We start from the raw sequence: 26399 nt of genomic DNA on the forward strand, positions 1-26399 counted from the left end.
TTAGAACTCAATCTGTACGAGTGCCCACACAGATGATTGCTTTATATTGTTAAAGAACGTTTTGAGTCGCTTTAGCGTCTCAAGGGATGCGTATAATACATCCTTTATTTTTCGAGTCAACACTTAGTTTTAAACTTTCTTTTTGGAAGATTTAAAACCGAAGTTTTATTTAACTCTCTAAGTAGTTGCTGCCTTGCTATGCTTCGGCGTTTCCCTTCTCAGTGGGGTCGCATTATAGGGAGATCCGAAAACAGATCAACTGTTTTTTAAAGAAAACTTGAAATAAACTGCTGTTCGCTGAGTATTTGAGCTAAACGCTTAAAAACACAACTAAACTACTATCGTTAAGAAATTTATAGCGCTATTTGAAATTAAAGTTATGACAACTACTAATGAATAAAGACATATTTGGATCATCTATGCTAAATAACTAACCAATATGAGAAGACTCGTATTACTTAAAATCATTTAAAGTAATCAAAAGGCGAAAATTGAATTGATCGAGCTATGTTTAATCATAGTTTAATAATATTAAGAAGTAAGTTTACTTAGGCCGTAATACTCAACCTTGATATGAGATTCTTAATATAGGTATATAGGTAAATGAGTACACGTTATGCCTTATAATCAGATTTATAAATATAAACTTCGTAGTGGGCCGCTCTACTGGATAATCTAAGTTTTGGAGTTGTATTATATAATAGCTCTAAACGAACAATATATTATGAAGATAATCCTTAACCATGATCTGATAAGCTATTTTGAATGAGTGATAAGTAAAGAGTAACTAGGTAGGGATATTAAAGCAGGTGTTAAAACAACTTATCAATTTAGAATCTATGAGTCAGTACTCGTAAACGATCATAATAGAAGGTACTCACTGATTCATATAGATTAACAAATTTTAGGCAAGAAAAAGCCGAGCATAGGCTCGGCTTTTAGGTTTCTTTAAGACTTACTCTGCAGACTGTGCGTCTTCTTGAACTGCTTCGCTAGTCGCTGGGCGACCAACTAGTTCAATATAAGCCATTGGTGCATTATCACCAGTACGGAAGCCACACTTAAGAATACGAGTGTAACCACCTGGACGATCCGCGTTACGTGGACCGATTTCACTGAATAACTTACCAACAACTTCATTATCACGCGTGCGAGCAAACGCTAAACGGCGATTTGCTACACTGTCAGTCTTAGCCAGTGTGATTAAAGGTTCAATTACACGACGTAACTCTTTCGCTTTAGGCAAAGTAGTTTTGATGATTTCATGTTTCACCAAAGAACCTGCCATATTGCTAAACATCGCTTTACGATGGCTACTGTTACGGTTTAATTGACGACCACTCTTACGATGGCGCATGACCCTATCCTTCTAACTAAACTAATATAGTGATTTAGATTATTCAGCTAAACTTGCAGGTGGCCAATTTTCTAGGCGCATGCCTAGAGAAAGTCCACGTGAAGCTAGCACGTCTTTAATTTCAGTTAGAGACTTCTTACCTAAATTAGGCGTTTTAAGAAGCTCAACTTCAGTGCGCTGAACTAAATCACCGATATATTGAATTTGCTCGGCTTTCAAACAATTTGCTGAGCGTACTGTTAGTTCAAGATCATCAACTGGACGAAGTAGAATAGGATCGAATTCTGGCTTCTCTTCTTTCTCTTCTGGCTCAGTTACATCACGTAAATCTACGAATGCATCTAATTGCTCAGCTAAGATAGTAGACGCACGGCGGATCGCTTCTTCTGGATCTAAAGTGCCGTTTGTTTCCATATCAATGATTAACTTGTCTAAATCTGTACGTTGCTCAACTCGAGCTGATTCAACCGAGTACGCAATACGTTCAACTGGGCTAAATGATGCATCAAGCAACAATCTACCAATTGGACGCTCATCGTCATCAGAGGATAAACGACTAGATGCCGGCACATAACCACGACCACGTTCAACACGAATACGCATGCTGATCTCGCTGTTATTTGTTGTTAAATTACAAATAACATGATCTGGGTTAGCAATTGTTACATCGCCATCGTGCTGAATATCTGACGCAGTCACAGGGCCTACACCAGATTTAGCCAGGGTCAGAAAAACTTCATCTTTGCCTTCTAACGTTACTGCTAAACCTTTTAGGTTTAATAGTATTTCAATGATGTCTTCTTGAACGCCTTCTTTCGCGCTGTACTCATGCAATACACCGTCGATTTCAACTTCAGTTACTGCACATCCAGGCATAGATGAAAGCAGTATACGGCGTAAGGCATTACCCAAAGTGTGACCGAAGCCACGCTCAAGTGGTTCTAAAACTATTTTAGAACGTGTTGGGTTGATAGCGTCGATATCGACTAACCTTGGTTTTAGAAATTCTGTAACAGAACCCTGCATTTTATCCTCTCTTAACTCTTAACTTTACTTAGAGTAAAGTTCGACGATTAGTTGTTCATTAATGTCCGCAGACAGATCTGAACGCTCAGGTAGACGCTTAAAGCTGCCTTCCAATTTCTTACCGTCAACTTCAACCCAAGTCGGCTTTTCACGTTGCTCAGCCAACTCTAGAGCAGCGATGATACGTGCTTGTGTTTTAGACTTCTCACGGATTACAACAGTATCTTCTGGAGCAATTACGTACGAAGGAACATTCACAACACGACCATTAACTAAAATCGCTTTATGGCTTACTAACTGACGTGCTTCTGCACGTGTGCTAGCAAAACCCATGCGATATACAACATTGTCTAAACGTTGCTCTAATAGCTGTAACAAGTTTTCACCTGTATTACCTTTAAGGCGAGCAGCTTCTTTGTAGTAGTTACGGAATTGCTTTTCTAATACACCGTAGATACGACGTACTTTTTGCTTTTCACGTAATTGTAAACCGTAATCAGATAAGCGACCTTTACGAGCGCCATGCTGACCAGGTGCAGTCTCAAGTTTACACTTAGAGTCGATAGCTCTTACGCCGCTCTTAAGGAACAGGTCAGTGCCTTCACGACGACTCAGCTTGAGCTTAGGGCCCAAATATCTTGCCATGTTATTTCTCCTAACCTATTGTTAAACGCGACGTTTCTTCGGTGGACGACAACCATTATGTGGTATTGGCGTCACGTCAGTAATGTTGGTAATACGGTAGCCAGCAGCATTCAAAGCACGTACAGCAGATTCACGACCTGGACCTGGACCTTTGATGAAAACTTCTAGATTTTTTAAACCGTATTCTTGAGCAGCAGTACCTGCACGCTCTGCAGCAACCTGAGCAGCAAATGGAGTAGATTTACGTGAACCACGGAAACCTGAACCACCGGCAGTAGCCCATGATAGTGCATTACCTTGACGATCGGTAATCGTTACAATAGTGTTGTTGAAAGAAGCATGAACATGAGCCATACCATCAGCAACTTGTTTTTTAACCTTTTTACGACGAATTGGTGTCTTAGCCATAATACTATCCCCTTATCGCTTAATAGGCTTACGAGGACCCTTACGGGTACGCGCGTTAGTCTTAGTTCTTTGACCACGTAGTGGTAAAGAGCGACGGTGACGTAGGCCACGATAACAACCAAGGTCCATTAGGCGCTTGATATTTAAAGTAACTTCACGACGAAGATCACCTTCAACGGTGTACTTGCCAACTGCATCACGCAATACGTCAAGAGTTTCGTCTGAAAGTTCACCGATTTTTGTGGTCTCGGCGATACCAGTCGCTGCTAAGATAGCCTTAGAGCGAGTCTTACCTATGCCATAAATAGCTGTTAAACCAATAACTGCATGTTTATGATCAGGGACGTTAATGCCAGCAATACGGGCCACTAACACATCTCCTATATTCGAATTTGGTAATCATCTGTTTGAAGAGCCCGTAAGGATACTCAAACGAAGACCAAATCACTACTAAAAACACAGGCCGAGAAAACTCAGCCTGCACGCTGTTTACTTAACCTTGCCTTTGCTTATGCTTAGGCTCACTGCAAATTACGCGTACTACACCAGCACGTTTAATAACTTTACAGTTACGGCATATTTTCTTAACGGAAGCACGTACTTTCATTGCTCAACTCCGTAAACTGACCTTATCGACCATAGCCTTTAAGGTTCGCTTTTTTCAGCACAGAATCATACTGATGAGACATCAGGTGAGTCTGTACTTGTGCCATAAAGTCCATGATAACAACTACGATAATCAAAATTGATGTACCGCCGAAGTAGAATGGCGTTTGCCATGCCATTGTCATGAATTCAGGCACCAGACAGATAAAGGTTATATACAAAGCACCTGCCAATGTCAGGCGTGTCATCACTTTATCAATGTATTTAGATGTCTGCTCACCTGGACGAATACCTGGGATAAATGCGCCAGATTTCTTCAGGTTATCTGCTGTTTCACGTGGGTTAAACACCAACGCTGTGTAGAAAAAGCAGAAGAAGATGATAGCTGCTGCTAAAACCATTGCATACAATGGCTGACCTGGGGTCAACGTTGTAGCTATAGCTTGTAACACATCAGCGACCGGACCTTCACCCTGGCCGAACCAGCTGGCAATTGTACCAGGGAACAGAATTATACTGCTAGCGAAAATTGGTGGAATAACACCCGCCATATTTACTTTTAGTGGTAAATGCGTGCTTTGGGCAGCAAATACTTGACGACCTTGTTGGCGTTTAGCGTAGTTAACAACAATACGTCGTTGGCCACGTTCAAAAAACACTACAAGATAAGTAACAGCGAATACGATTACCGCAACCATCAACAGTACAAAAACATTCAAATCACCTTGGCGCGCCATTTCAGCTGTCGAACCAATAGCAGACGGCAGGTTAGCTACAATACCAACAAATATTAAAACAGAGATACCGTTACCAATACCACGTTCTGTTATTTGTTCGCCCAACCACATAAGGAACATAGTACCAGTCACTAAACTCACCACTGCGGTGAAATAGAAACCCATACCAGGGTTAACAACTAACCCTTCCATCATGCCCGGTAAGCTTGTGGCAATACCGATTGATTGGATAGTAGCAAGCACAAGCGTGCCATAGCGTGTGTACTGGCTAATTTTTTTACGCCCTTGCTCACCTTCTTTCTTAAGCTCTATAAACGGAGGATACATATGCGTTAATAGTTGCGTAATAATCGAAGCCGAGATATACGGCATAATACCCAGTGCTAACACTGAAGCTCGCTCAAGCGCACCACCGCTAAACATGTTGAACATCTCAACAATGGTGCCCTTTTGTTGCTCGAAGAAATCGGCAAGTACAGCGGCGTCAATCCCAGGGATCGGCACAAATGAACCTAGACGGTATATAATGATAGCACCTAATACGAAGAGTAATCGGCGCTTCAATTCCGAAAGTCCACCTTGTGCACTTTGCATATCTTGACCTGGTTTAGCCATTAGTACTTCCTTAGTCTTCTACCTTGCCTCCGGCAGCTTCGATAGCTTCGCGTGCACCTTTAGTGGCTCTAAGGCCCTTAACGGTAACAGCGCGTGAAACTTCGCCAGATTTAACAACTTTAACGAACAAAACGTTCTTTTTAACTAGACCAGCTGCTTGTAACGCGCTTAGGTCTACCACATCGCCTTCTACTTTAGCGATTTCGTATAGGTTTATTTCTGCAGATACTAATGATTTGCGAGAAGTGAAACCGAACTTAGGTAGACGACGTTGCATAGGCATTTGACCGCCTTCGAAACCAACGCGTACTTTACCGCCAGAACGTGATTTTTGACCTTTGTGACCACGGCCACCAGTCTTACCAAGACCAGAACCGATACCACGACCAACACGTTTTGGAGCAGTTTTTGAACCTGCAGCAGGTGAAAGTGTATTCAAATGCATGAAATTAACCCTCTACCTTAACCATGTAAGAAACCTGGTTTATCATACCACGTACACATGCTGTGTCTTCTAACTCAACAGTGTGGTTGATACGACGTAAACCAAGACCGCGTAATGTAGCTTTATGTTTCGGTAAACGACCGATAGAGCTTTTTACTTGTGTTACTTTTACAGTTTGATTTGCCATGGTTACCCCAGTATCTCGTCTATGCGAAGACCACGTTTAGCAGCAATCGACTGAGGAGAATTCATATTCTCAAGAGCAGAGATTGTTGCACGCACTACGTTGATTGGGTTAGTAGAACCGTAACATTTAGAAAGTACGTTCTGCACACCAGTCACTTCTAGTACCGCACGCATTGCACCACCAGCGATGATACCAGTACCTTCAGAGGCTGGTTTCATAAACACTTGTGAGCCAGCATGACGTCCTTTAACAGGATGCTGTAATGTGTTGCCATTTAGGTCTACATTGATCATATTGCGACGTGCTTTTTCCATTGCTTTTTGAATAGCAGCTGGAACTTCACGTGCTTTACCATAACCAAAACCTACTTTACCTGCGCCATCACCAACTACTGTTAGTGCTGTAAAGCTAAAGATACGACCACCTTTAACTACTTTAGACACACGGTTCACCGCGATTAGCTTTTCAGCTAGATCAGGCTGTTGTTGCTTTGCTTCTACGTTAGCCATTGTCTACTCCTAGAATTGCAAACCGGCTTCACGCGCAGCATCAGCTAGCGCCTTCACACGGCCGTGATATTTAAAGCCACTACGATCAAAAGCAATCTTTTCGATGCCTTTGTCAGCCGCACGTTCAGCAACCGCTTTACCAACTGCTTGCGCAGCTGCAACGTTGCCGGTGCCTTTAACTGTTTCGCAAATAGCTTTTTCAACAGTAGAAGCAGCAGCCAGTACAGTACCCTCAGCAGTAACTACTTGAGCGTATATGTGACGTGGCGTGCGGTGGATAACAAGACGCGTTGTGCCTTGTTCAATATAATTTCTACGAGTGCGTTTAGCACGACGTAGACGAGCTGTTTTTTTATCCATCGTCTTACCTTACTTCTTCTTAGCCTCTTTACGGCGCACATTCTCATCTGAATAACGAACACCCTTGCCTTTATATGGCTCAGGTTTACGGTATGCACGAATGTTAGCAGCTGTTTGACCAACTAACTGCTTATCTACGCCCTTAACTAGAACTTCTGTTTGGCTTGGAGTTTCAATCGTAATTCCTTCAGGAACTGCGAAATGAACTGGGTGCGAGAAACCAAGAGTTAAATCTAATGTTTTACCCTTAGCTGCTGCACGGTAACCAACGCCTACTAACTGAAGTTTCTTCTCGTAACCTTCATGCGTACCAACAATCATATTGTTGATTAGAGCGCGAGCAGTACCTGCTTGAGCCCATGCATCTGTTACGCCTTCACGAGGTAAAGTTGTAATAACGTTTTCTTCAACTTTTACTTCAACAGCGTTGTTGATAGTACGAGTTAATTCACCGTTTTTGCCTTTAACTGTGATTTCCTGGCCTTTTAATGTAACTTCTACACCGGCAGGAACACTAATTGGTGCCTTTGCTATGCGAGACATAGTTCCCCTCCGATTAAGCTACAAAACCAATGATTTCACCACCAACGCCTGCACTACGTGCTGCGCGGTCTGTCATTAGGCCTTTAGAAGTTGATACGATAGCGATACCTAGACCACCCATTACCTTTGGTAATTCGTCACGTCTCTTATAGATACGTAAACCAGGGCGGCTAACACGCTGGATATTTTCAATAACAGCTTTGCCTTCGAAGTACTTCAATTCGATAGAAAGCTCAGGTTTTACGTCGCCATTGATTGCGAAATCAGCGATGTAACCTTCATTTTTTAATACTTTAGCTACTGCTACTTTCAGTTTTGAATTAGGCATCGTTACAGATACTTTCTTCGCTGACTGACCGTTACGGATTCGTGTAAACAAATCCGCGATAGGATCTTGCAAGCTCATAGTCTTACTCCCGTGATTCTTTTACCAGCTAGCTTTTTTAAGGCCAGGAATTTCACCGCGCATAGCTGCTTCGCGAACTTTAATACGGCTCATGCCGAATTTGCGAAGGAAACCATGTGGGCGGCCCGTAATGTTACAACGATTACGCTGACGTACAGGGCTAGAATCACGTGGTAAAGCTTGTAGCTTAAGTACCGCGTCCCAACGATCATCTTCAGATGTATTAACATCACTGATGATAGCTTTTAGTGCTGTGCGCTTTTCAGCGAACTGAGCAACTAGTTTTGTGCGCTTTGCTTCGCGCGCTTTCATAGAATTCTTTGCCATAACCCTACCCTTATTTCTTGAATGGGAAGTTAAACGCTTCTAACAACGCACGGCCTTCCTCATCAGATTTCGCAGAAGTAGTGATAGTAATATCCATACCGCGTACACGGTCTACTTTATCGTAATCGATTTCTGGGAAGATGATTTGTTCACGTACGCCCATGCTGTAGTTGCCACGTCCATCAAAAGACTTAGCACTTACGCCACGGAAGTCGCGAATACGTGGGATAGCGATTGATACCAAACGCTCAAAAAAGTCCCACATACGTTCGCCACGTAGGGTTACTTTACAACCTATCGGGTAACCTTCACGCACTTTGAAGCCAGCAACAGATTTGCGTGCTTTAGTGATTAGAGGTTTCTGACCAGAGATTGCAGCTAGATCCGCAACAGCGTTATCTAGAATTTTCTTGTCAGCTAGGGCTTCGCCCACGCCCATATTCAATGTGATCTTTTCGATCAGAGGGACTTGCATGACAGAGCTGAAACCAAACTTCTCTTGAAGTTCAGCTACTACTTTGTCTTTATATACTTCATGCAGTTTCGCCATCATTCTACTCCAACTATTAAATAGTTTTACCAGTAGATTTAAAGATACGTAATTTCTTACCATCTTCAATCTTGAAACCTACACGATCTGCTTTACTCGTTTCCGAGTTGTAGATCGCAACGTTTGATACGTCGATAGACGCTTCTTTCTCAACAATACCGCCAGGCTGGTTCAATTGTGGAACCGGCTTTTGGTGCTTTTTGATCAAGTTTATGCCTTCGACAAATAATCTTCCAGATTCAGTAACAACTGAAAGCACTTTTCCGCGCTTACCTTTGTCTTTACCTGCTAGAACGATTACTTCGTCATCACGACGGATTTTTGCTGCCATGATAGACTCCTTACAGTACTTCTGGGGCTAGTGAAACGATTTTCATGAACTTATCATTACGAAGTTCACGAGTCACAGGGCCGAAGATACGAGTACCAATAGGCTGCAAGTTATCATTTAAGATAACAGCTGCATTGCTATCGAAACGGATCAAAGAACCGTCTGGACGACGAACGCCTTTTTTGGTGCGCACAACTACCGCGTTTTTAACATCACCTTTCTTCACTTTACCGCGAGGAATAGCTTCTTTTACAGAAACTTTAATGATGTCGCCAATCGCTGCATAGCGACGGTGAGAACCACCAAGGACTTTTATACACTGCACTTTGCGAGCGCCGCTGTTATCAGCAACTTCCAGCTGAGTTTGCATTTGGATCATGTTAATGACCTCCGGTGTAGTAATTACAACTTGTCTTAAATTCGTTTAAAATCAAGACATTTCGATTGAAATCCACTCAAAAAACAAGCTAGTTGTCTCTTAAGGGCGGGCAATTGTACCAGCATTACGGGGGGAGCGGTAGGTTATTTTTTAATTAATTATGAGGGAAAGCTAATTAATATTGAGTAATTACGGCTATCTAGCTATTTTACATATGGTTACAAAACAAACAAGGCACTATCTTAGTGCCTTGTAGATTATTTATCAGGGTTTTAGCCAAACAAACCTTTCAATTTATCTTTAAGTTTGTCTTTTGCTTTTTCTTTGAGCTTTTCTTTTGCTTCTTCTTTAAGCGCATTACCAAAATCAAGCTTAATGCCTACATCATGGAATGGCCCTTTAATACGCAGTGGTATTTTAAAGCCGGTACTATCATCGGTTGTACCCTGCCCCTCAATAGAACCGACTATACCGGTTACTAGTCGGTAATTAATAATAGTATTAGGTAAATCCACATCACCTTCGCCTGAAATACGGATCAGTGGGCTGATTAACGACAGGTCGTTATTATGGCCCACCCCATTAGTAAACTTAAAGCTACCCGTTAATGCAGAGAAGTCGGTTTGCTGTGACTTATCAAAGCCAGTATCTAGTCCTTCTGATACAGCCCCTACATTACCTTTAAGCAACTCTTTACCTTTGCGAATCATTTCAGCTATATTTGCGCCTTGTACTGCGCCATTAGCAAACTCAAACCCTAACTCACCATTAAGTGCGTTAACAAACTCTTTTTGGCTTTGCCCATTTGTGGTTAAGTTCCAATTTAATGAGCCATTACCCATTAATTTATCAAATCCTGCGGCATCGGTTAATAACGGTTGTGCATCAATACCTGCCAAATCAAAATTAGTGGTTATTTTATAAGGTATTTGCTGGGCATTAATATTAATTGCCCCTTTCCCTGTTCCCTCATAGGCTGCAAAGTTATCTAAGCTTAATTTAGCGACACTATTTTTTAACGCTACTGTAAATTGGTTTGCACCGAGTTTAATATCGTTAGCTTTTAAACCGCTTGAGCGTATTACTACATTAGCATCAAGCGTATTTAAGGCACTTAAGTCTATTTTAGTGTCGTCCCATACAATAGGCTCTGCTGGTTTAGTTTCGTCTGTAGTTGGCTGCTCTTTTTTAGCTACGGCTTCTGGTAAGTATGGGTTTAAGTCAAGCATACCTAAGTCAATGTTTGCCATTACAGCAAGTCGTTTACCTAAATTAAGCTCACTTTTACCTTTTATTTGCAGTGCATCTAATGTGGCAATAAGCTCTTCAAGCTTAAATTGCTCACCCGCTAAATGCATTTTGCCATTTACACTAAAAGCATTAAAGGCGTTATCTTTGGCGTTTAACTCTACACCTTGCCATTTGGCTATATTTTTTACCGAGTCTCCACTTAGCGCTAACTGACCTTTTATATCTTGGCCTTGTTTAGCAATAGTTCCCTCAAAGGTTAAATCAACTAAACGTGAATCTAAACTCTGCTGAATATTAAAAGTAGTGCCTTCGATCGCTTTTGCTGGCGTATCTAGTTTTACATCAAGCTCAAAGCGCTCTTGCATGTAAGTTATTGCGCCTTTTACTTCTAATGTTTTACGCAGTGATGGAAGTAAAATAGCCAGTTCTAAATCACTTATTTGCTGTTTAACCCCGGTTTTACCATCTAAATAAGTAAAGGTACCACCATAAATGGCAACCTCCCCTAGCTCAATGTCAAAGTTCTCAGGTAATTTTATAGCTTCCGCAGATCCTGCTTGCTCTTTAGGCTGCTCAGCTACCGCATCAAATAGCTGCCAGTTAGCTTTACCGTTTTTATCGGTCTCTAATAAAATATCAGGCTCGTTAATAACAAACTTATCGAGTTTAAATTCACCATCTAATAGCGATAGCCAAGGGATGTGTACTGCAAGCTGCTGCATACTTGCCATATCGGCGCGAGAGCCCGATTTCATGTTGGCAAAATGTACATCATTAAGTTCTAATTTTAATGCAGGAAATACACTCAGCGTTTTATCGCCTTTAATAGTTAATGTACGTCCTGTGGTTTGTTCTACCTGCTCAGAGACTTTATTAAAAATAGCATCAGTAGGAATTAAAAAGGGTGCTGCAACGATAAGTGCAATACATAACAGCAGTATTACACCTATAATTTTAAATAAGGTTTTCATGATCGTCCTTTCAAATGTGCAAATAATACTCATATCATAGCGAGAGTTATCACTAAAATCATTGTCAGTACTAAAAAAAATAACTTTCAACTAATTTATTTTTTAATGATGAATCTACGCGCTAATAATATCAACACTATTTAAATATTAACAAACAACACATGAACGCTTTATAAAAAACAACAAATCATTACTTTTCAATAAGTAAGACATGAAAAACACACTGTCGTATGATTTTCAAACAATCTAAACTAATTGAGTTTTCGTCACTTAAGTTAACTATTTTATTGTTTTAATAAATTAATAATTATGAGCACTTTAACTGTTGTATTCTTAAGGCTTGTATATGCCTCTGTTGTTATTGCAAGATTTGCGCTAAAATAGACCAGCTAAAAAATGCATCTAACTCGAGGTTCTACAAGGCATGAAAAAACTGCTAATTTCACCGTCACAAATGTCGCTAGGCGAGCAAGAAAACCAAATATACCAAAACATTCTGAAGCAATCCTCAGAACTCAGCCTAAATCTAATGGCCGTGAAAGTAGAAAACCACCCAGATGATTTTTTACTTTGGTGCTATGAACTGCTTAACGCAAGCAAAGATCGTATGAATTACGACTTGCTAGAGCCGCAACAGTTACCAGTACTAAAAAAACTGCACGACCAACTTATTTCTGCTATTAGCTTTTTACAAGTTAAAACGTTACGTGTAGCGCCTTGGCCTGTAGTAACTACATTTATTGAGCAGCACAAAGATCTTATTGCACTTGATGAGCAGCTTCGCTTAACAAGCTACATTGCAAGCATTCGCCCGCAATCACTTAAAGATATGATCCCAGAAGACTTACTTGCGTTTAGTGGTAAGCACATGGCATCGCTTGATCCAAGCACTTACAACTTTGATGTTGAATGGTTTGCATCAACTAAAAGCGCTAAAGCGTTTCATCAACTACTGGCTGATATGCCTGATGCGTTTGATGATGCACTTAGCAATATTCCGTTGGAAGGTAATATTACTCATTATGAGTACCAGCAATTTGTTGCTGCTTACTTAAAAGCTTTTAGCGATGGTAACGAAAAGCCAACGCTCGCTCCAGCGACTCGCTTATTAGCGATGCGTCGTCCTGACGTATTTACTCCTATTAGCAATAATAGATTAGATGCTTTATGTGGCGCACTGGGTGTTAGCAAGCTAAAAAACACTGACTTTGAGCGTTACTGGCAAGACATAGTACAGAAAATTCAAACTCTGTCTTGGTTTAAAATGGCTAAAGCAGACAACGAATTAGAAGAGCAGCTGGTAAGCATTAAAGCGCTTATTCCGTGCTTTTTTTACTATGCAGACACCACAACAGCCGATAGTTCTAATTACATCAAGCTGCTAAGCAAGCCAAAGCGCAGTACTTCAGGTACAGGTAAAACTAAGCGTAGAGGTAAAGAATCTGCAGAAATTTTAGTAGACCGCGCACTTGCAGCTGACGATATTCCTGAGCATATTCGTAGCAAACGTGATTCTATTATTAATGAAGTACAAAAAGGTCGTGGAGTTAACGAAACAATTAGCTTAATGCGTACTATTTTTGGTTAATTATTAATAACTAACCTAGCAGCGCCGATTTGGTGCAGCTAGGTTAATTTATGCACCACAAATGTAAAACCCCTTAAAATCTTATCTCTGCACCTCTCCCTCTACTAATTATAAGCTATTGTTTTAAAACACCTAAAACCATATTCACTGCAATAAAGTGAAGCTGGCATACCCCGTGCAATCTTCTTTTCTGTTAAATAATAAAATGCTGCCAAGCTATAAGCCTTAAAGCTTTGGCATGCAATCATATAACAGGAACTAAAACATGCTAAAACTACAAAAAGTCATAACAATAACAGCACTCTCTTTAGTTAGTGTCGCATCAACAGCAGCCTATGCTGAAGTAACCGCTAATGCGGCAGCAACATCAAACTATTTATGGCGCGGACAAGAACAAACCAGTGGTGATGCAGCCATTTCAGGCGGCATTGACTACACCAACAAGTCTGGTTTTTATGCCGGTGCTTGGGCATCAAATGCCTCTTGGGCCGATGAGATGACCTATGAATTAGACTTGTATGCAGGCTTTGGTGGCGCTATTAATGAAAGCGTGAGCTACGATGTTGGTTACATTTATTATGCATACCCAGATGCAGCTTCCACGGCTGATGCTGACTTTTCTGAGATTTACGGCAGTATAAGTGTAAAAGGCTTCACCTTTGGTGCTGCTGTATTAGCAACCTGTGCAGCAAGTGGTGACGGTACAGACTTTGCTGACTCACTTTACCTAAAGGCAGATTATGCTTTTGCTGTTGGCAATAACGGCACCGAAATAGCATTTCATTTAGGCCACTACTCTGGTGATTTTATAGGTGATGACAATATTATTGATTATGGCATAGCAGTATCTAAAGATGGTTTCACTTTTGGTTTATCTGATACCGATATAGATGGCTCTGACGTAAAAGCCTATGTTGCTTATTCAGTAGACTTTACACTTTAAAAATTGCACTGTAATTGCTGCAACCCAAGAGCCGAAAGGCTCTTTTTTAGTTTTAGCAGCATAAATAACCTGGCCACTAAACAAACTACGTTAACAAACCGTTACAATAAAATAATCACCTTATCCTCATTTTGCCTTATGCTATAGCCAGTAATTCCCCCCAAATTAGGTTATTAAGGAATAATAATGAAGTCACCTAACGCGCTAAGCGCACTAATCGATATTTATATCAGCCCAAGTAAAGCGTTTAATGGTATAGAGCAAGCAAAAGGCTGGTCATGGTTGGCCCTTATTTGTATAGCAGTTGCCACCGCCGCGAGTATGTTTGTTTTTTATAATAGTGTTGATATACAGTTTTTAATTAATGAGCAAGTAGCCGTTTCAAGTGTTGATGCCACTATTGGCGAGCAAAAAATGATTCGTCAAGCGATTGAACAAAATGCCCCAAACCAAATGTGGTTTGGCATGATCGGCGGTATTATTGGCATAGTAATAATGAATGCGTTAGTTGCACTTTATTATATGCTGATAGCTAAACTCGATCCTAACTCACAACATAGTTACGGTGCTTGGTATGGCTTTTCATTATGGACAATGATGCCTACGGTTATTTCAAGCCTTGGCACTATCGCCTTAGTATTAATGGCCAACACAGATCAAATTTCGCAACAAGCGGTGTTTAGTTACGCTTCTATCAATCAGCTCATTGTTGGGCTTGATGCCACACATACTTTTTATACCTTACTAGAATCAATTAACCTGTTCACTATTTGGAGCATTGCGCTGGGCATGGTTGGGCTAAAATGCTGGACTAATTTCTCAACTAATAAAGCACTGCTGTTTGCAGCCTTACCAAGTATTATTATTTTTAGTGTTTGGGCGATTATAGCCGCACTTTAATTATTATGCAGAGGCAAGTTAGCCTCTGCACATTTTCACTCACGGACCGATAAAATGAAAAAAGCCATTATCATCACACTCGCTATTGCCGCTTTTATAGCGTTAATTGTATCAAAACAAATTTCTGGTGATAAAAAACAGCCCGAGGTAAATATCGCCCATGTTGAACTAGGCAATATTGCCGACTCAATAATGGCGTCTGGTAACTTAGTATTTAATACTCAAGTTCAGCTGCGCTCTGAAGTTACCGGCCGAGTAGATAAAGTATTTGTCGAAGAAGGCCAAAGTGTAAAACAAGGCGATATTTTAATGCGCCTTGATACCACTGCATTTGAATCTGAAGTAACCCGCAATAAAGCGCTACTACGTGCCACCGAAATAGAAATTAAACATAGCCAAATTCGCTTAGTTAACTTTGAGCGCCAACTAAAAAGACAAAAAGAGCTTTACGATGTCGGTTTGGGCAATGAAGAAGCCTATGAAAACCTAGCAAGTGCCCGCGACTTAGCTAAAATAGATATTGAATCTCGTAAAGAGTCGTTTAACCAAGCTCATGCGTCGTTGCAAATTGCCCAAGATCGGTTAAATAAAAGTGTTTTTAAAGCGCCTATGAGTGGCCTATTGGCTTCGGTTAATATTAAAGAAGGCGAAACGGTTATTGCCGGAACGACCAATATAATAGGCTCTGATTTAATGCTGGTTGCTGACCCCAGTGCTATTTTAGCTGAGTTGCGGGTTGATGAAACCGACATAGCCAGTATTAAACTCCACCAAAAAGCAAATATTTATGCCGCTGCTTATCCTAATAATCCTTTTACTGGCACAGTAATAAACATTGGTACCTCGGCTAAAAATCAGCCTGGCTCACAAGGGTTATCATTTAAGGTAAAAGTATTACTCGATGCTACCGATCGTCAACTATATGCCGGAATGAGCTGTAGAGCAGAAATTGCCACCAGCATTGCCGAAAATGGTTTAAAGTTACCAATAGAAGCAATTCAAAAACAAGACGACAGCACCTTTGTTTGGCGCCTAAATAACGACAACAGCGTTAGTAAAGTAACCGTAGCTGTTGGTATATCATCAGATATTGAACAAGCAATTACCGAGGGGCTCAATGAAGGTGACAAAATAGTTATTGGCCCGGCTCGCCCTATTAGTACTTTAAAAGAAGGCGACACAGTAAAAGTAAAAGCCGCTGCGAAGGAAAACAACTAATGACTGCGGTGATCAAGCTTGAGCATATTAATAAACAATACAAAATGGGCGCTGAGATATTTAAAGCACTTGATGATGTAAACATTAGCATTATGCCCAATGAATATGTGGCCATTATTGGCCCCTCAGGATCTGGCAAGTCTACCCTAATGAATTTGTTAGGCTGCTTAGATACCCCCACCAGCGGCGAGTATTATTTAAAAGATAAGTTAGTAAAAAGTATGACCGAAACCGAGCTTGCGCACCAACGCAACGAAAGCGTCGGATTTATATTTCAAAGCTTTAACTTATTACCACGCGCATCGGCGCTAGAAAATGTAATGCAGCCTTTAGTTTACCGCTTTACCCCTAGCAAACAACGCAAACAACGCAAACAACAAGCCCTTGAGGCGCTAAAGCGCGTGGGCTTAGCCGACAAAGTAAATCACTTATCAAGCCAGCTGTCGGGCGGGCAACGTCAACGAGTTGCTATTGCTCGTGCTTTAGTCACTAAACCGCATATATTATTAGGTGATGAGCCAACCGGTAACTTAGACAGTAAAACCACCCGCGAAATTATGGCCTTATTTGATGAGCTGCATAACGAAGGGCATACCATTATTTTGGTTACACATGAGCAAGAAATTGCCGACCACTGTCAGCGGGTAATTCGCTTAGTGGATGGTAAAGTAGTGAGTGACGTAACTAAAAAACAAGGAGCAAGGCAGCATGTTTAAACTTGCACTGGCCACTATGGAAGGCACTAAAGCCGCATTTTCAGCAATTAAAGCAAATGCTATGCGCTCTGCCCTCACCTGTTTAGGTATTATTATTGGCGTGGCCGCAGTAGTAACTGTGGTTGCTGTAATGCAAGGCTTTACCAAGCAAATAAACGATCAGTTCGCTGATATGTCGCCCGATGTAACTACTATTAAGGCGTATACCAGTATTGAGCTAGAAATGGTTGGTAAAAATGCAAAACTTAGCTACGACGATTTTTTAACCTTAAAAGCACGAGTAAAAGAAGCAGAAACACTCACCGCACTAATGTTTACTTGGCGTTTTTCGGGCGGAGCTGAGTATGGTAATAAAAGTCATTCATCGCGGGTTATGGGTACTGAGCAAGACTATCAAAAAGCATACCGTACCTACCCCGATCTAGGCCGTTTTATTCGCGCTGAAGACGACGAAAAACGCCGCCGCGTAGCTTTTATTGGGCCGTCAATTATCGAAAAATTAAACTTACCCAACAATCCGGTAGGCGAATACATAAAGCTAGGTGGCGAATGGTTTAGAATTATTGGTGTAGCCGAAAAACAAGGTAGCTTTTTGGGCTTTGATCAAGACGATTATATTAATATTCCCATTAGCACTATGAGTGCGTTAGAGGGAGGCAATACGCAAAGTAATGTACAAATTATGTTTAGGCTTGAAGACAACGCTAACGAAGAGCAGGTACTAGCAAAAATTACTCGTATACTGCGCCAGTTACATAAACTTAAAGACGGCGACGACAATGACTTTGAATTTGAAACTGCTGAAAAAGCCCGCGCCCAAGTAGATAAATTTACCGGTAGTGCCACTGCCATAACCGCAGGTATTGTTGGTATTAGCTTATTAGTTGGTGGCATAGGTGTAATGAATATTATGTTAGTGTCGGTAACTGAGCGCACCCGCGTGATTGGCACCCTTAAAGCGCTAGGCGCTACACCCGGCTTTATAATGTTGCAGTTTTTAGTTGAGGCTGTGGTGTTATCGCTATTTGGCGGGTTGATTGGGCTTGCCATTGGTTATGGCGCAGCGGGGCTTATTTCGTTTATGGTTCCTAGCATGCCAGATGCGTATATTCCGGCATGGGCGGTAATGTTGTCGTTTGGTTTTACTTCATTAATTGGCATAGTGTTTGGTTTAGCCCCAGCCATTAAAGCCGCCAGGCTCAACCCTATAGATGCACTGCGTTACGAGTAACAATAGCATTGTAGTTGCTTACAAGGATGTAAGCCTAGTACATAATTAACACAGTGATTAAAACTCTCTTTAAACTTCAAGCACAAAGTATTACCCTACTTAAACACCACTTAAAAAATGAACTTTTAACGCTTAAACCACCCAAAGTACACACTATTGATATTGCTCACGGCTAATTTTAAATAAGGTATTAAATGCACAAAAAGCTAATACGTTGCATTATTGCTGCATGCTCTTTTTTAACTATAAACTCTAGCTTGGCGCTAGCACAACTAAACCCATCAGATGAAGCGCAAGGTATAACCGAAACCGCATATACTCCTCTGCGTTGTAATCAGCAACTACAGGCAAGTAGGCAAAAAACATACAGCCGTAAGTTTATTGTTCCTCAACAAGCTAGGTTACTCTCATGGAATATTTATAAGGCACAAAACCAAGGCCTATATAAAGATTTAACTCACCTTAATGAAAGTGCTGATATTGTTTTATTACAAGAGGCTATTGTAGATACACGCCTTACTAGCCTTAAACCTTTTTGGCGTTTTTCGCCCGGTTATAAAAGTGGCAATGTACAATCTGGTGTAATGACGCTTAGCCGCTGGCCTGCAACTGTACATTGTACTTTTATTCATAAAGAGCCATGGTTACGAAGCCCAAAAGCAACTAACATTGTTGAATATGCAATGGCTAACCAACAACGCTTATTGAGCGTTAATTTGCACGGCATTAACTTTACATTTGGTACTAAAGCCTACGCGCAACAGTTACAAGCCAGTATAAAAATAATGCAACAACACAAAGGGCCAATTCTTTTTGCGGGCGATTTAAACGCATGGAGCGATGCACGCCAAAAGCTAGTTAATGACGCGCTGACTAAACTGGGCCTTAAAGAAGCTATATACGTAGATGACAAGCGTACAAAAGCATTTGGTTTAGCCCTGGATCAAGTGTGGGCTCGTGGTGTTGTTATTTCTGATACTTTAGTAAGCGAATATAACAGCTCTGATCACAACCCTATTTTAGCCACTTTAAAAGTTGATGATGTATAACATGAAAAAAACTCGTATTTATTCTGCTTGGCTACTGGCCATATTATTCACCTTTTTTAGCCAAATAAGCCTAGCTGCACACCCCAACCAATTACCTAATCAAGAACCCAATCGAGAACCCGACCAAGAAGTGCAGCATTTAATTACCTTTATTAGCAACAGCAACGCCACTTTTATCCGCAATGGCGATGAACATACTAGCAAAGAAGCCGCCGAGCATTTAGCCATGAAATACCGTAAAGCTAAACGTTATGCAAAAACAGCCGACGACTTCATTAATAATCTCGCTAGTAAAAGTTCATGGAGTGGTAAAGCCTACACGGTAATTTTAAGCAGTGGTGCTAAGTTAACCGCAAATAGCTGGCTAACCAATGAGCTAATACGATTTAGAAACACAAAAAAGCCGTAGTAAATACGGCTCTCTAAAGCTATCAATAATAACAAGCTAAGCGTTACCTAGCTGTATGCGCTAAGTTAGGTAAGTAATCTACCGCTAGAATATCGCCGGGGTTAAGCCCAGTAACTACATGCTGCTTTGCGCCAATTATTTCACCTAAGCGCACAAACCGGCGTTCTATTTGCTCATTGTCACTATTAATCACATACAGCATAGTTAATTGGCCAAACTCATGTATCCAGCTACTATCTAGCAATATTCCTTGTTCATCGGGTAATACTAACTCTAATTGCGCATACAAGCCGGGCATTACCCCTACAGAAGAGTCAAAGTCTAAGCGAATTAACAAACTACGTGAGGCGCTATCGGCAACCGGAACTATTTCGGCCACTGTGGCTGGCGAGGTTAAATTAAGCGCAGGCAGCTTTATGGTTAAACTTTGCCCTAACTGCAATTTAACCGCTTGCATTTCTCGCACACTAAACTCAACTTGTAGCTGCTGCGGGTTATATAATCCCAATAAAGCCTGCCCAGGCGTAGCTGTATCACCCGGTTCGACTAACCGCTCTACTACAACCCCCGAAATAGGCGCTGTAATATGAGTGTAACTCAGCGCAACTTTGGCTTGTGTTTGCTGCTGCTTAGCGGCAATTAAATTGGCCGATAAACTATCAAAATTTGCCTTCGCATTATCTAACTCACTTAACGATACTAAGCCTTGCGCATACACACTTTCAATTCGCTTAAGTTGCTTTGTAGCTTGGGTTAATGCGGCTTGAATAGCATTAATTTGCGCCTCACTTTGTGCTAATTGCGCTTTAAAGTCATCTTGTTGTAAGGTAATGAGTAAATCACCTTTGGTTACTTTATCGCCCGCGCGTACACTTAAACGCTCAACTTGCGCCATAACTCGCGATGAAATTTGGGTATTTTGTTTCGCAATAATACTGCCTGGCACCCATTCACTACGGGATATTTTTTGTAGTAAAACCGTTTCCCGCTTACCGTGGTAATTGTTAGCGTTGGTCGTTTTTAAACCAGCAACTTGCTTATTTGAAAAGCTGCCCGCCATATACAATACGGCGCCTACTACCACTAATAAAGCGAGTAACGAGCCAACTAGTTTTGATTTACCTTGCATGCGTTTCTCCCGCAGTGGTTTCTGTGTTTGCAAATACTAAGTAATAAACAAGCGGCACTACAAATAACGAAAACAACGTTGATGCCACAATGCCAAAAATAATCGCAATTGCTAAGCCACTAAATACCGGATCTAGTGTAATCACTAAGTTACCTAATAATGTGGTGCCTGCGGTTAGTAGTACGGGGCGCATGCGCACTGTTCCTGCTGCAATTAACGCTGCTTTTATTGCCATACCTTGGGCGCGTGCTTGATTAATAAACTCAACTAAAATAAGTGAATTACGCACCACAATACCCGCCAAGGCAATCATGCCTATCATCGCAGTAGCGGTAAATAAAACCGGCTCGGGAGCTGATGCAATACTGCGCTCACCAAACTGATTAAGTAACCAAAAACCAGGCATAATGCCAATAACAGTGAGTGGTATTGCCGACATAATAATAAGCGACAAGCTTACTGAGCGTGTTTGTAGGCGTAAAATAATAAAAATGGCGCTAAGTGCAAATGCAAAGGCAATCCCCATATCTCTAAATACATCTATGGTAATACGCCACTCTCCTTCACCGCTAAATGTTACTTGCGTACCTGGCGGTAATTGCCAAGGTGCAGTGCCACCATTATTAAAAAAGTGCCGCGCTAACCAAGGCGTTTTTACAAAATCGTCTGTTGATATATTTAAATCAGCAGTTACATCGGCAATTATTGCTGCGGGAGTTCTCCCATTTAGCTCTGCCATAACATAAATAACTTCGCGCTGATCTTTGCGCATAATAGTTTGCGCTACATTTAATTGAGTAAACTCTCCAAGCTCAGAAAGCGCAACTAAAGGCCGCGGCGCACTGCTTAAGCCAAATTTACTCGCATTTTTAGCTATGTCTCTGTCGCCCCTTAGTTGTAATGCTAGCAATTGTGCAAATTGATTGCGTTCGCTATAAGATAACTGCAGTTTTATTGGCACAGGCTGAGTTTCGTTGCTGACATAAAGCTGCCCAACCGTTTGCCCTTGTGACGCTATGCTAAGTGTTTGCGTGATATTTTCGGTAGATATAGCACTATGCGCCGCTTTCGTTTTATCAGTAATAAAACGTTGCAAAGGGGCTGCTGCAACCATTGAAGTATCAACCTCTACCACATGAGGTTCTTGTTTTAAGCGCGTTGCAACTTGCTCTGCGGCTAAATAATGCGTTTGCCTATCAATAAATGTATCTCGATAAACTTCTGCCACTAAAGTACTTAACACCGGCGGCCCTGGCGGCACTTCAACTACTTTAATCACTATGCCGTTATTTACTAATGGTGCTAACTGTTTACGCAAACGCATTACCACCGCATGAGATTGATGCTCGCGCGCTGTTTTATCTAGTAGTAGCACTCTTAGTTCAGCTAAGTTCGGTGCTTCTCGTCGGTAATAACCGCGTACCATACCATTAAAGTCCATACTTGAAGGCTGGCCTACATAAGTGGCTATTTCACTTACCTCGGTTAATTGCCATGTGAGCGTTTGCACTTGTCGGGTAAAAGCAGCTGTTTGCTCTAAATTAGTGCCCTCTGGCATATCAATAAGTACTTGTAGTTCATTTTTATTATCAAACGGTAATAACTTCAGCGGTACTAATCGCATCACAGGTAACATGGCGCTAATAATAAATAACGCAAGCGTGATCCACAGTACCCATTTAGCACGTGGTTTTGAGGCCAGTAAGGGGGTTAGTAAGCGCTCGTAAAGGCTCGTTTTGTTATTTGCTTGATCGGGCTCTTCACTATTAGGTTTTAGTAATTTCATGGCAAGCCATGGGGTTACAAAAAACGCCACTAATGTTGATACCATAACACTCACAGGTACGTTAAATGCCATTGGCGCCATATAAGGCCCCATCATTCCAGTAATAAAAGCCAGTGGAATAAATGCCACCATAATAGTTAGGGTCGACATTAATAGTGCAGTGCGAATTTCACTCATTGCATTCACTATTTGCTGTTTTTTATCACCCTTTTTATTTATAAAACGGCTGATGTTATCTATACCTGTGATCGGATCATCAACCAGTAACCCCAAAGATAAAATTAACGCAAATAAGGTCACTCGGTTAATTGTGTAGCCAAAGGCAAAATCAAGCGAGAGCGTAATGCCATAACAAATGGGTACAGCAAGTCCAACTACTATTGCCGGGCGCCAACCTAAAAATACGCCCACAAATATAACCACAGTAAATACTGCAAACACTAAGCTTGAGGCTAAATTATTTACTTTTTCGTCGGCGGTTTGGCCGTAATCTCGCAGTACTGAGTACGTTATTTCTACTGGTAGTAACCTTGTTTTTAGCTCTGCCATCATGGCATGTACATCGCTTGCCACCGCTACAGCATTAGTGCCTGCTTGTTTGGCAATACTCAGCGTTACCATAGGGTAATGCTGTTGCTCATTTGACTGCGCCAGCCATTGATAGTTTTGCGCCTCAGCGGGGCCATCACTAACCTGGGCTACATCGGTTAAATAAACACTTTTACCATTAACAACATTAACGACTAGTTGTTCTATCGCTGTTTTAGTTCTTAATACATCGCCCGCTTGCAAAATTATTTGCTGCTGGGCATTTACCACGCTACCTACCTCGGTGAGTTGATTAGATACACTAAGCGCATAATAAACATCACTTAATGTGGTTTGGTGTGCAGCCAAAGCGGTGGCATTTAAATTAACGGTAATGGCGCGGTTACGCCCCGCAATTACTTTTACTTCGCTCGTGTGTTCAATTCGTTGTAAATTATTGGCTATTTCGTTTGCAAAGCGGGTTAATTCATAATCACTATAAAGCTTAGGATCCTTGCTATATAACCCAAGCATAACAATAGGCACATCATTTACTTCTACTGGGCGTATTTGCCAGCTTTTAATAATAGGAGTCATAGTATGTTGATAGCTATAGAGCTTGGCGTAGGTATCGAGTATGGCTTGTTCGCGATCGTGCCCTACCTCAAAGCGCAAAGTAACCACAGCACGACTACTTTGCGTAGTTGAATATATATGTTTTACACCACTAAGTTGCGCCAATAACTTTTCTAATGGCTCGGTGACTAACCTAGCAACTTCAGGGGCTTCTACATTAGGTGCCGACACATAAATGTCGAGCATAGGTACCACTATTTGTGGCTCTTCCTCACGCGGCGTTTGCTGTAAAGCAAATAACCCACACAGTACCGACAACACAAAAATAATAATTGGTACGCGGCCACTTAAACTGCTTTTTACAGCGTTATCTATAGCGTTCATTGTGTTATTCCTTACAAAACAACCCATATAAAGTTGCCAGCAGTGTTACAGCATCTTTATCAATAACACGATAATAAATTGTTTGGCTTTCGCGTCGAGTAGCCACTATATTTGCTTTACGCAATGCAGCTAAATGCTGAGAGAGTGCCGATTGTGCAAGAGGTACAGCTTCATTTAACTGCGACACGTTCATTTCGGTGTCTTGTAAGGAGCATAAAATCATTAAGCGATTTTTATTGGCTAAGATTTTTAATAATTTCTCTGCTTTTTCTACGTTGGCAGCCATGGCAGTAAAGTCAATATTCATACTGTGCTCTTATACTTAATTTGTTAGTAAGTATAGGTTGCTAGAACAGCCATGTCTAACATTAGATCTTGCTAATGTATAAAAACCTAATATAGTAGCTATACATACTCATTAAAATGACCGACTATAATGAAGCTTAATAATGCACTGCGCTTAATTGCTGGCATCATGATTATTATCTCTGTTTTATTACAAAGCTTTCATGACCCACGCTGGATATGGTTTACTGTATTTATAGCACTAAATCTAATGCAATCAGCTTTTACCTGCTGGTGCCCAATGATCACACTATTACGCAAACTTGGCGTTAAGGAATAACAAATGCTTACATCCATTCCCGACTTATTAAAAACAATTATCCCTAATCAGCGCCGTATTGGTGCACAACAGGCAAAACAAGAGCTTGAGGGCAATAAAGGGTTACTTATCGATGTACGCGAGCCGGCAGAACATGCAAATAAAGCCGCTGTTGGCTCGATTAATATCCCTCGTGGTTTACTCGAAATGAAATTAATGGAAATTGAAAAAGACGCTACACGGCCAATTTATTTACACTGCGCCAGTGCAGCCCGCGCTACTCTTGGCGCCGAAGCACTCACTCGTGTTGGCTACGAAAACGTAACTGTGATTACTTGTAAAGCAGAAAAAGTACATGAGGTGTTTTGAGTTAAAATAGCTAGGCGATCAGGTATGATCGCCCTCAACTTTGTTTAAAAAATTTTACTTAAAAGCATCTACCAATCGTCATTATTTCTTTTATTTCAGCTTTTCCTATTAATAATATTTTTCAAGTTGTTTTTTTATAAAAATGCAAAGAGGATTTACTACTACATTAACCCCCCATCAATCAACCTTAACGCTACAACCTTTATTTCTCTTGATGTTAAAATAGTGTTTATTACCATTGTTGACTGTTGGTATTTGGTGTGCTAATTTTAAATTAGCTAAAATAGGGACAAAAATTAATACTTAAGGGAAATAAATGAAATATATAATCATATTTCTGACTTTTTTATTTGTGTTTGCAAATGCTGCAGAAGCAAATAATAACAACGTTACTTTATTTATGTGCGAGGGTTGTAATTACGATGAAGCCTATCAGTTGGCAAAAGATAACCCCCCATTAACTCAATGCTACTCATCAGACCCAAACGAAATTATCACAATTGATAATCAGGCATGCTACTCAAATCCTAAAAAGGTTATAGTTGCAGATGTACTTGGTAATGGGCATTTTGCATTTATGGTTGGGCATCATCATCAAGGCTCAAATATGCCTCTCCTCAATAAATATGCAGAACCAACGTCTTTGAGCAACAATGATGAAACCGCAATATCTAGGTTAAAAACAACTGACAAAAATTTCTCTAAATTTATAAAAGAAATGCAGGCAGAGCTAAATGTATCACCACTACAAGTAAGCCAGCACCTCCCACTCAATATGATTCATTCAAATACTGAAAACAGCTGTCCCCCTCATATAACAGATGCAGTAAAAGCAGTATTTGAAGGGCGAACTGCATCCGAACTACAGCATAAGTTAAACAATAAAGCTAAAGCAGATTTTGAGGATCCAGAACGCTTTTTTCATGCCAAGGAATATAGTAGCGAAGGTTTTTCAATTGGTGTGGGCGGAATTTCATATCAAGGCACTTGGAAAAAAGTAAGTAAAAACTTTAATACAAGCGTGCGTTTTAATCAAAACCAAGATATTCCTACAGGTAGTACAGGGCTGTACGACGTAGTTTTCTCAATAAAGTGGATAAGAGAGTTTGGCGCACTAAGCGTATCAGTGAATCCCTTTTTAACTTATTTAGATGGAATTGCATTAAATCAGCTTCAAAAAACAACGAGTAATACTGTAGATCAATGCCTTCAAGATGCTTTAGATCATACACTCCCATCAAACACTTCTTCGCCAAGCCCTGGTGGTGGTAGCTCTGGTGGTGGTAGCCCTGGTGGTGGTAGCCCTGGTGGTGGTA

Annotated in this window: 32 protein-coding genes; 11 read left to right on the plus strand and 21 right to left on the minus strand. The window is 40.9% G+C overall.

What is annotated here, in order from left to right; translation table 11 throughout:
- Positions 1-955: 955 nt before the first annotated feature.
- The 18 genes from rplQ to H5058_RS15765 all read right to left on the minus strand — a co-directional run bounded on the left by rplQ (position 956) and on the right by H5058_RS15765 (position 11653).
- Positions 956-1357 (minus strand): 50S ribosomal protein L17, encoded by a 402-nt coding sequence (rplQ, locus tag H5058_RS15680; RefSeq protein ID WP_002959450.1) that lies wholly within the window; start codon positions 1355-1357, stop codon positions 956-958.
- Positions 1358-1396: 39 nt separating this feature from the next.
- The gene (locus tag H5058_RS15685; RefSeq protein WP_011329437.1) at positions 1397-2383 is read right to left on the minus strand and encodes a DNA-directed RNA polymerase subunit alpha; all 987 of its coding nucleotides are present in this window, start codon (positions 2381-2383) and stop codon (positions 1397-1399) included.
- Between the two features lie 24 nt (positions 2384-2407).
- Complete coding sequence (gene rpsD, locus H5058_RS15690) at positions 2408-3028, minus strand: 30S ribosomal protein S4 (protein ID WP_011329438.1); 621 nt, start codon at positions 3026-3028, stop codon at positions 2408-2410.
- 21 nt (positions 3029-3049) lie between these two features.
- Positions 3050-3436 (minus strand): 30S ribosomal protein S11, encoded by a 387-nt coding sequence (gene rpsK / locus H5058_RS15695; RefSeq protein ID WP_002959471.1) that lies wholly within the window; start codon positions 3434-3436, stop codon positions 3050-3052.
- 12 nt (positions 3437-3448) lie between these two features.
- The gene (gene rpsM, locus H5058_RS15700) at positions 3449-3805 is read right to left on the minus strand and encodes a 30S ribosomal protein S13 (RefSeq protein WP_006794252.1); all 357 of its coding nucleotides are present in this window, start codon (positions 3803-3805) and stop codon (positions 3449-3451) included.
- A gap of 124 nt (positions 3806-3929) precedes the next feature.
- The gene (gene rpmJ / locus H5058_RS15705; RefSeq protein WP_002959476.1) at positions 3930-4043 is read right to left on the minus strand and encodes a 50S ribosomal protein L36; all 114 of its coding nucleotides are present in this window, start codon (positions 4041-4043) and stop codon (positions 3930-3932) included.
- A gap of 22 nt (positions 4044-4065) precedes the next feature.
- Entirely contained in the window at positions 4066-5394 is a 1329-nt protein-coding gene (gene secY / locus H5058_RS15710; RefSeq protein ID WP_011329439.1) for a preprotein translocase subunit SecY, read from the minus strand.
- A gap of 10 nt (positions 5395-5404) precedes the next feature.
- A complete protein-coding gene (gene rplO, locus H5058_RS15715; protein WP_011329440.1) occupies positions 5405-5839 on the minus strand; it encodes a 50S ribosomal protein L15 in 435 nt (144 codons plus the stop codon).
- Between the two features lie 4 nt (positions 5840-5843).
- Positions 5844-6026, minus strand: a complete 183-nt coding sequence (rpmD, locus tag H5058_RS15720) for a 50S ribosomal protein L30 (RefSeq protein ID WP_011329441.1) — start codon at positions 6024-6026, stop codon at positions 5844-5846.
- Between the two features lie 2 nt (positions 6027-6028).
- Positions 6029-6535, minus strand: a complete 507-nt coding sequence (gene rpsE / locus H5058_RS15725; RefSeq protein ID WP_011329442.1) for a 30S ribosomal protein S5 — start codon at positions 6533-6535, stop codon at positions 6029-6031.
- A 9-nt stretch (positions 6536-6544) separates the two neighbouring features.
- Positions 6545-6895 carry a 50S ribosomal protein L18 gene (rplR, locus tag H5058_RS15730; protein WP_011329443.1) on the minus strand — a complete coding sequence of 117 codons (351 nt, stop codon included), beginning with the start codon at positions 6893-6895 and terminating at the stop codon, positions 6545-6547.
- A gap of 9 nt (positions 6896-6904) precedes the next feature.
- Positions 6905-7438, minus strand: coding sequence for a 50S ribosomal protein L6 (gene rplF, locus H5058_RS15735; RefSeq protein WP_011329444.1), 534 nt, complete (start codon positions 7436-7438; stop codon positions 6905-6907).
- A gap of 13 nt (positions 7439-7451) precedes the next feature.
- Positions 7452-7844, minus strand: a complete 393-nt coding sequence (gene rpsH, locus H5058_RS15740) for a 30S ribosomal protein S8 (RefSeq protein ID WP_011329445.1) — start codon at positions 7842-7844, stop codon at positions 7452-7454.
- A gap of 21 nt (positions 7845-7865) precedes the next feature.
- Entirely contained in the window at positions 7866-8171 is a 306-nt protein-coding gene (rpsN, locus tag H5058_RS15745) for a 30S ribosomal protein S14 (RefSeq protein WP_011329446.1), read from the minus strand.
- Positions 8172-8181: 10 nt separating this feature from the next.
- On the minus strand, positions 8182-8721 hold the full coding sequence (gene rplE / locus H5058_RS15750; RefSeq protein ID WP_011329447.1) for a 50S ribosomal protein L5: 540 nt from the start codon (positions 8719-8721) through the stop codon (positions 8182-8184).
- Between the two features lie 16 nt (positions 8722-8737).
- Complete coding sequence (gene rplX, locus H5058_RS15755) at positions 8738-9052, minus strand: 50S ribosomal protein L24 (protein WP_011329448.1); 315 nt, start codon at positions 9050-9052, stop codon at positions 8738-8740.
- Between the two features lie 10 nt (positions 9053-9062).
- Complete coding sequence (gene rplN / locus H5058_RS15760; protein ID WP_011329449.1) at positions 9063-9431, minus strand: 50S ribosomal protein L14; 369 nt, start codon at positions 9429-9431, stop codon at positions 9063-9065.
- A 272-nt stretch (positions 9432-9703) separates the two neighbouring features.
- Positions 9704-11653, minus strand: a complete 1950-nt coding sequence (locus H5058_RS15765; protein WP_182678957.1) for an AsmA family protein — start codon at positions 11651-11653, stop codon at positions 9704-9706.
- 424 nt (positions 11654-12077) lie between these two features.
- On the opposite strand from H5058_RS15765, the gene H5058_RS15770 reads away from it, so the two are divergent.
- The 8 genes from H5058_RS15770 to H5058_RS15805 all read left to right on the plus strand — a co-directional run bounded on the left by H5058_RS15770 (position 12078) and on the right by H5058_RS15805 (position 19707).
- Complete coding sequence (locus tag H5058_RS15770; protein WP_086998963.1) at positions 12078-13241, plus strand: hypothetical protein; 1164 nt, start codon at positions 12078-12080, stop codon at positions 13239-13241.
- Positions 13242-13506: 265 nt separating this feature from the next.
- On the plus strand, positions 13507-14184 hold the full coding sequence (locus H5058_RS15775; protein WP_182678959.1) for a TorF family putative porin: 678 nt from the start codon (positions 13507-13509) through the stop codon (positions 14182-14184).
- Between the two features lie 186 nt (positions 14185-14370).
- Positions 14371-15084 carry a YIP1 family protein gene (locus tag H5058_RS15780; RefSeq protein ID WP_011329454.1) on the plus strand — a complete coding sequence of 238 codons (714 nt, stop codon included), beginning with the start codon at positions 14371-14373 and terminating at the stop codon, positions 15082-15084.
- 54 nt (positions 15085-15138) lie between these two features.
- Positions 15139-16302, plus strand: a complete 1164-nt coding sequence (locus H5058_RS15785) for an efflux RND transporter periplasmic adaptor subunit (RefSeq protein WP_089368841.1) — start codon at positions 15139-15141, stop codon at positions 16300-16302.
- Entirely contained in the window at positions 16302-17018 is a 717-nt protein-coding gene (locus H5058_RS15790) for an ABC transporter ATP-binding protein (protein WP_182678961.1), read from the plus strand. The genes H5058_RS15785 and H5058_RS15790 overlap by 1 nt, the downstream gene beginning before the upstream one ends.
- Complete coding sequence (locus H5058_RS15795; RefSeq protein WP_182678963.1) at positions 17011-18249, plus strand: ABC transporter permease; 1239 nt, start codon at positions 17011-17013, stop codon at positions 18247-18249. The genes H5058_RS15790 and H5058_RS15795 overlap by 8 nt, the downstream gene beginning before the upstream one ends.
- A gap of 194 nt (positions 18250-18443) precedes the next feature.
- On the plus strand, positions 18444-19298 hold the full coding sequence (locus tag H5058_RS15800) for an endonuclease/exonuclease/phosphatase family protein (protein ID WP_011329459.1): 855 nt from the start codon (positions 18444-18446) through the stop codon (positions 19296-19298).
- Between the two features lies 1 nt (position 19299).
- On the plus strand, positions 19300-19707 hold the full coding sequence (locus H5058_RS15805; RefSeq protein ID WP_259398643.1) for a YfeK family protein: 408 nt from the start codon (positions 19300-19302) through the stop codon (positions 19705-19707).
- A gap of 43 nt (positions 19708-19750) precedes the next feature.
- Here the strand turns inward: H5058_RS15805 and H5058_RS15810 are convergent, their stop codons facing one another.
- Genes H5058_RS15810 through H5058_RS15820 form a run of 3 tightly spaced genes read right to left on the minus strand, consistent with a single transcriptional unit; the run spans position 19751 to position 24417 of the window.
- Entirely contained in the window at positions 19751-20836 is a 1086-nt protein-coding gene (locus tag H5058_RS15810) for an efflux RND transporter periplasmic adaptor subunit (protein ID WP_182678967.1), read from the minus strand.
- Complete coding sequence (locus H5058_RS15815) at positions 20826-24110, minus strand: efflux RND transporter permease subunit (protein ID WP_182678969.1); 3285 nt, start codon at positions 24108-24110, stop codon at positions 20826-20828. Before H5058_RS15815 ends, H5058_RS15810 begins: the two co-directional genes overlap by 11 nt.
- Before the next feature lie 4 nt (positions 24111-24114).
- Positions 24115-24417 carry a metalloregulator ArsR/SmtB family transcription factor gene (locus H5058_RS15820; protein ID WP_011329463.1) on the minus strand — a complete coding sequence of 101 codons (303 nt, stop codon included), beginning with the start codon at positions 24415-24417 and terminating at the stop codon, positions 24115-24117.
- Between the two features lie 129 nt (positions 24418-24546).
- On the opposite strand from H5058_RS15820, the gene H5058_RS15825 reads away from it, so the two are divergent.
- From H5058_RS15825 to H5058_RS15835, 3 genes are all read left to right on the plus strand, one after another.
- A complete protein-coding gene (locus H5058_RS15825) occupies positions 24547-24735 on the plus strand; it encodes a DUF2892 domain-containing protein (protein WP_086998941.1) in 189 nt (62 codons plus the stop codon).
- A gap of 3 nt (positions 24736-24738) precedes the next feature.
- Complete coding sequence (locus H5058_RS15830) at positions 24739-25083, plus strand: rhodanese-like domain-containing protein (RefSeq protein ID WP_182678971.1); 345 nt, start codon at positions 24739-24741, stop codon at positions 25081-25083.
- Between the two features lie 316 nt (positions 25084-25399).
- Positions 25400-26399: hypothetical protein (locus tag H5058_RS15835; RefSeq protein ID WP_182678973.1), on the plus strand; the 1000-nt coding region annotated here is incomplete at its 3' end.

It is taken from the genome of Pseudoalteromonas sp. SR45-4, from assembly GCF_014163535.1.
Taxonomy (GTDB): Bacteria; Pseudomonadota; Gammaproteobacteria; order Enterobacterales; family Alteromonadaceae; genus Pseudoalteromonas; species Pseudoalteromonas nigrifaciens.

What these genes read in the sequence shown, in the direction of transcription:
- rplQ (WP_002959450.1), bottom strand. Translation starts at nt 1,357, where the DNA reads ATGCGCCATCGTAAGAGTGGTCGTCAATTAAACCGTAACAGTAGCCAT.
- H5058_RS15685 (WP_011329437.1), bottom strand. Translation starts at nt 2,383, where the DNA reads ATGCAGGGTTCTGTTACAGAATTTCTAAAACCAAGGTTAGTCGATATC.
- rpsD (WP_011329438.1), bottom strand. Translation starts at nt 3,028, where the DNA reads ATGGCAAGATATTTGGGCCCTAAGCTCAAGCTGAGTCGTCGTGAAGGC.
- rpsK (WP_002959471.1), bottom strand. Translation starts at nt 3,436, where the DNA reads ATGGCTAAGACACCAATTCGTCGTAAAAAGGTTAAAAAACAAGTTGCT.
- rpmJ (WP_002959476.1), bottom strand. Translation starts at nt 4,043, where the DNA reads ATGAAAGTACGTGCTTCCGTTAAGAAAATATGCCGTAACTGTAAAGTT.
- secY (WP_011329439.1), bottom strand. Translation starts at nt 5,394, where the DNA reads ATGGCTAAACCAGGTCAAGATATGCAAAGTGCACAAGGTGGACTTTCG.
- rplO (WP_011329440.1), bottom strand. Translation starts at nt 5,839, where the DNA reads ATGCATTTGAATACACTTTCACCTGCTGCAGGTTCAAAAACTGCTCCA.
- rpmD (WP_011329441.1), bottom strand. Translation starts at nt 6,026, where the DNA reads ATGGCAAATCAAACTGTAAAAGTAACACAAGTAAAAAGCTCTATCGGT.
- rpsE (WP_011329442.1), bottom strand. Translation starts at nt 6,535, where the DNA reads ATGGCTAACGTAGAAGCAAAGCAACAACAGCCTGATCTAGCTGAAAAG.
- rplR (WP_011329443.1), bottom strand. Translation starts at nt 6,895, where the DNA reads ATGGATAAAAAAACAGCTCGTCTACGTCGTGCTAAACGCACTCGTAGA.
- rplF (WP_011329444.1), bottom strand. Translation starts at nt 7,438, where the DNA reads ATGTCTCGCATAGCAAAGGCACCAATTAGTGTTCCTGCCGGTGTAGAA.
- rpsH (WP_011329445.1), bottom strand. Translation starts at nt 7,844, where the DNA reads ATGAGCTTGCAAGATCCTATCGCGGATTTGTTTACACGAATCCGTAAC.
- rpsN (WP_011329446.1), bottom strand. Translation starts at nt 8,171, where the DNA reads ATGGCAAAGAATTCTATGAAAGCGCGCGAAGCAAAGCGCACAAAACTA.
- rplE (WP_011329447.1), bottom strand. Translation starts at nt 8,721, where the DNA reads ATGGCGAAACTGCATGAAGTATATAAAGACAAAGTAGTAGCTGAACTT.
- rplX (WP_011329448.1), bottom strand. Translation starts at nt 9,052, where the DNA reads ATGGCAGCAAAAATCCGTCGTGATGACGAAGTAATCGTTCTAGCAGGT.
- rplN (WP_011329449.1), bottom strand. Translation starts at nt 9,431, where the DNA reads ATGATCCAAATGCAAACTCAGCTGGAAGTTGCTGATAACAGCGGCGCT.
- H5058_RS15765 (WP_182678957.1), bottom strand. Translation starts at nt 11,653, where the DNA reads ATGAAAACCTTATTTAAAATTATAGGTGTAATACTGCTGTTATGTATT.
- H5058_RS15770 (WP_086998963.1), top strand. Translation starts at nt 12,078, where the DNA reads ATGAAAAAACTGCTAATTTCACCGTCACAAATGTCGCTAGGCGAGCAA.
- H5058_RS15775 (WP_182678959.1), top strand. Translation starts at nt 13,507, where the DNA reads ATGCTAAAACTACAAAAAGTCATAACAATAACAGCACTCTCTTTAGTT.
- H5058_RS15780 (WP_011329454.1), top strand. Translation starts at nt 14,371, where the DNA reads ATGAAGTCACCTAACGCGCTAAGCGCACTAATCGATATTTATATCAGC.
- H5058_RS15785 (WP_089368841.1), top strand. Translation starts at nt 15,139, where the DNA reads ATGAAAAAAGCCATTATCATCACACTCGCTATTGCCGCTTTTATAGCG.
- H5058_RS15790 (WP_182678961.1), top strand. Translation starts at nt 16,302, where the DNA reads ATGACTGCGGTGATCAAGCTTGAGCATATTAATAAACAATACAAAATG.
- H5058_RS15795 (WP_182678963.1), top strand. Translation starts at nt 17,011, where the DNA reads ATGTTTAAACTTGCACTGGCCACTATGGAAGGCACTAAAGCCGCATTT.
- H5058_RS15800 (WP_011329459.1), top strand. Translation starts at nt 18,444, where the DNA reads ATGCACAAAAAGCTAATACGTTGCATTATTGCTGCATGCTCTTTTTTA.
- H5058_RS15805 (WP_259398643.1), top strand. Translation starts at nt 19,300, where the DNA reads ATGAAAAAAACTCGTATTTATTCTGCTTGGCTACTGGCCATATTATTC.
- H5058_RS15810 (WP_182678967.1), bottom strand. Translation starts at nt 20,836, where the DNA reads ATGCAAGGTAAATCAAAACTAGTTGGCTCGTTACTCGCTTTATTAGTG.
- H5058_RS15815 (WP_182678969.1), bottom strand. Translation starts at nt 24,110, where the DNA reads ATGAACGCTATAGATAACGCTGTAAAAAGCAGTTTAAGTGGCCGCGTA.
- H5058_RS15820 (WP_011329463.1), bottom strand. Translation starts at nt 24,417, where the DNA reads ATGAATATTGACTTTACTGCCATGGCTGCCAACGTAGAAAAAGCAGAG.
- H5058_RS15825 (WP_086998941.1), top strand. Translation starts at nt 24,547, where the DNA reads ATGAAGCTTAATAATGCACTGCGCTTAATTGCTGGCATCATGATTATT.
- H5058_RS15830 (WP_182678971.1), top strand. Translation starts at nt 24,739, where the DNA reads ATGCTTACATCCATTCCCGACTTATTAAAAACAATTATCCCTAATCAG.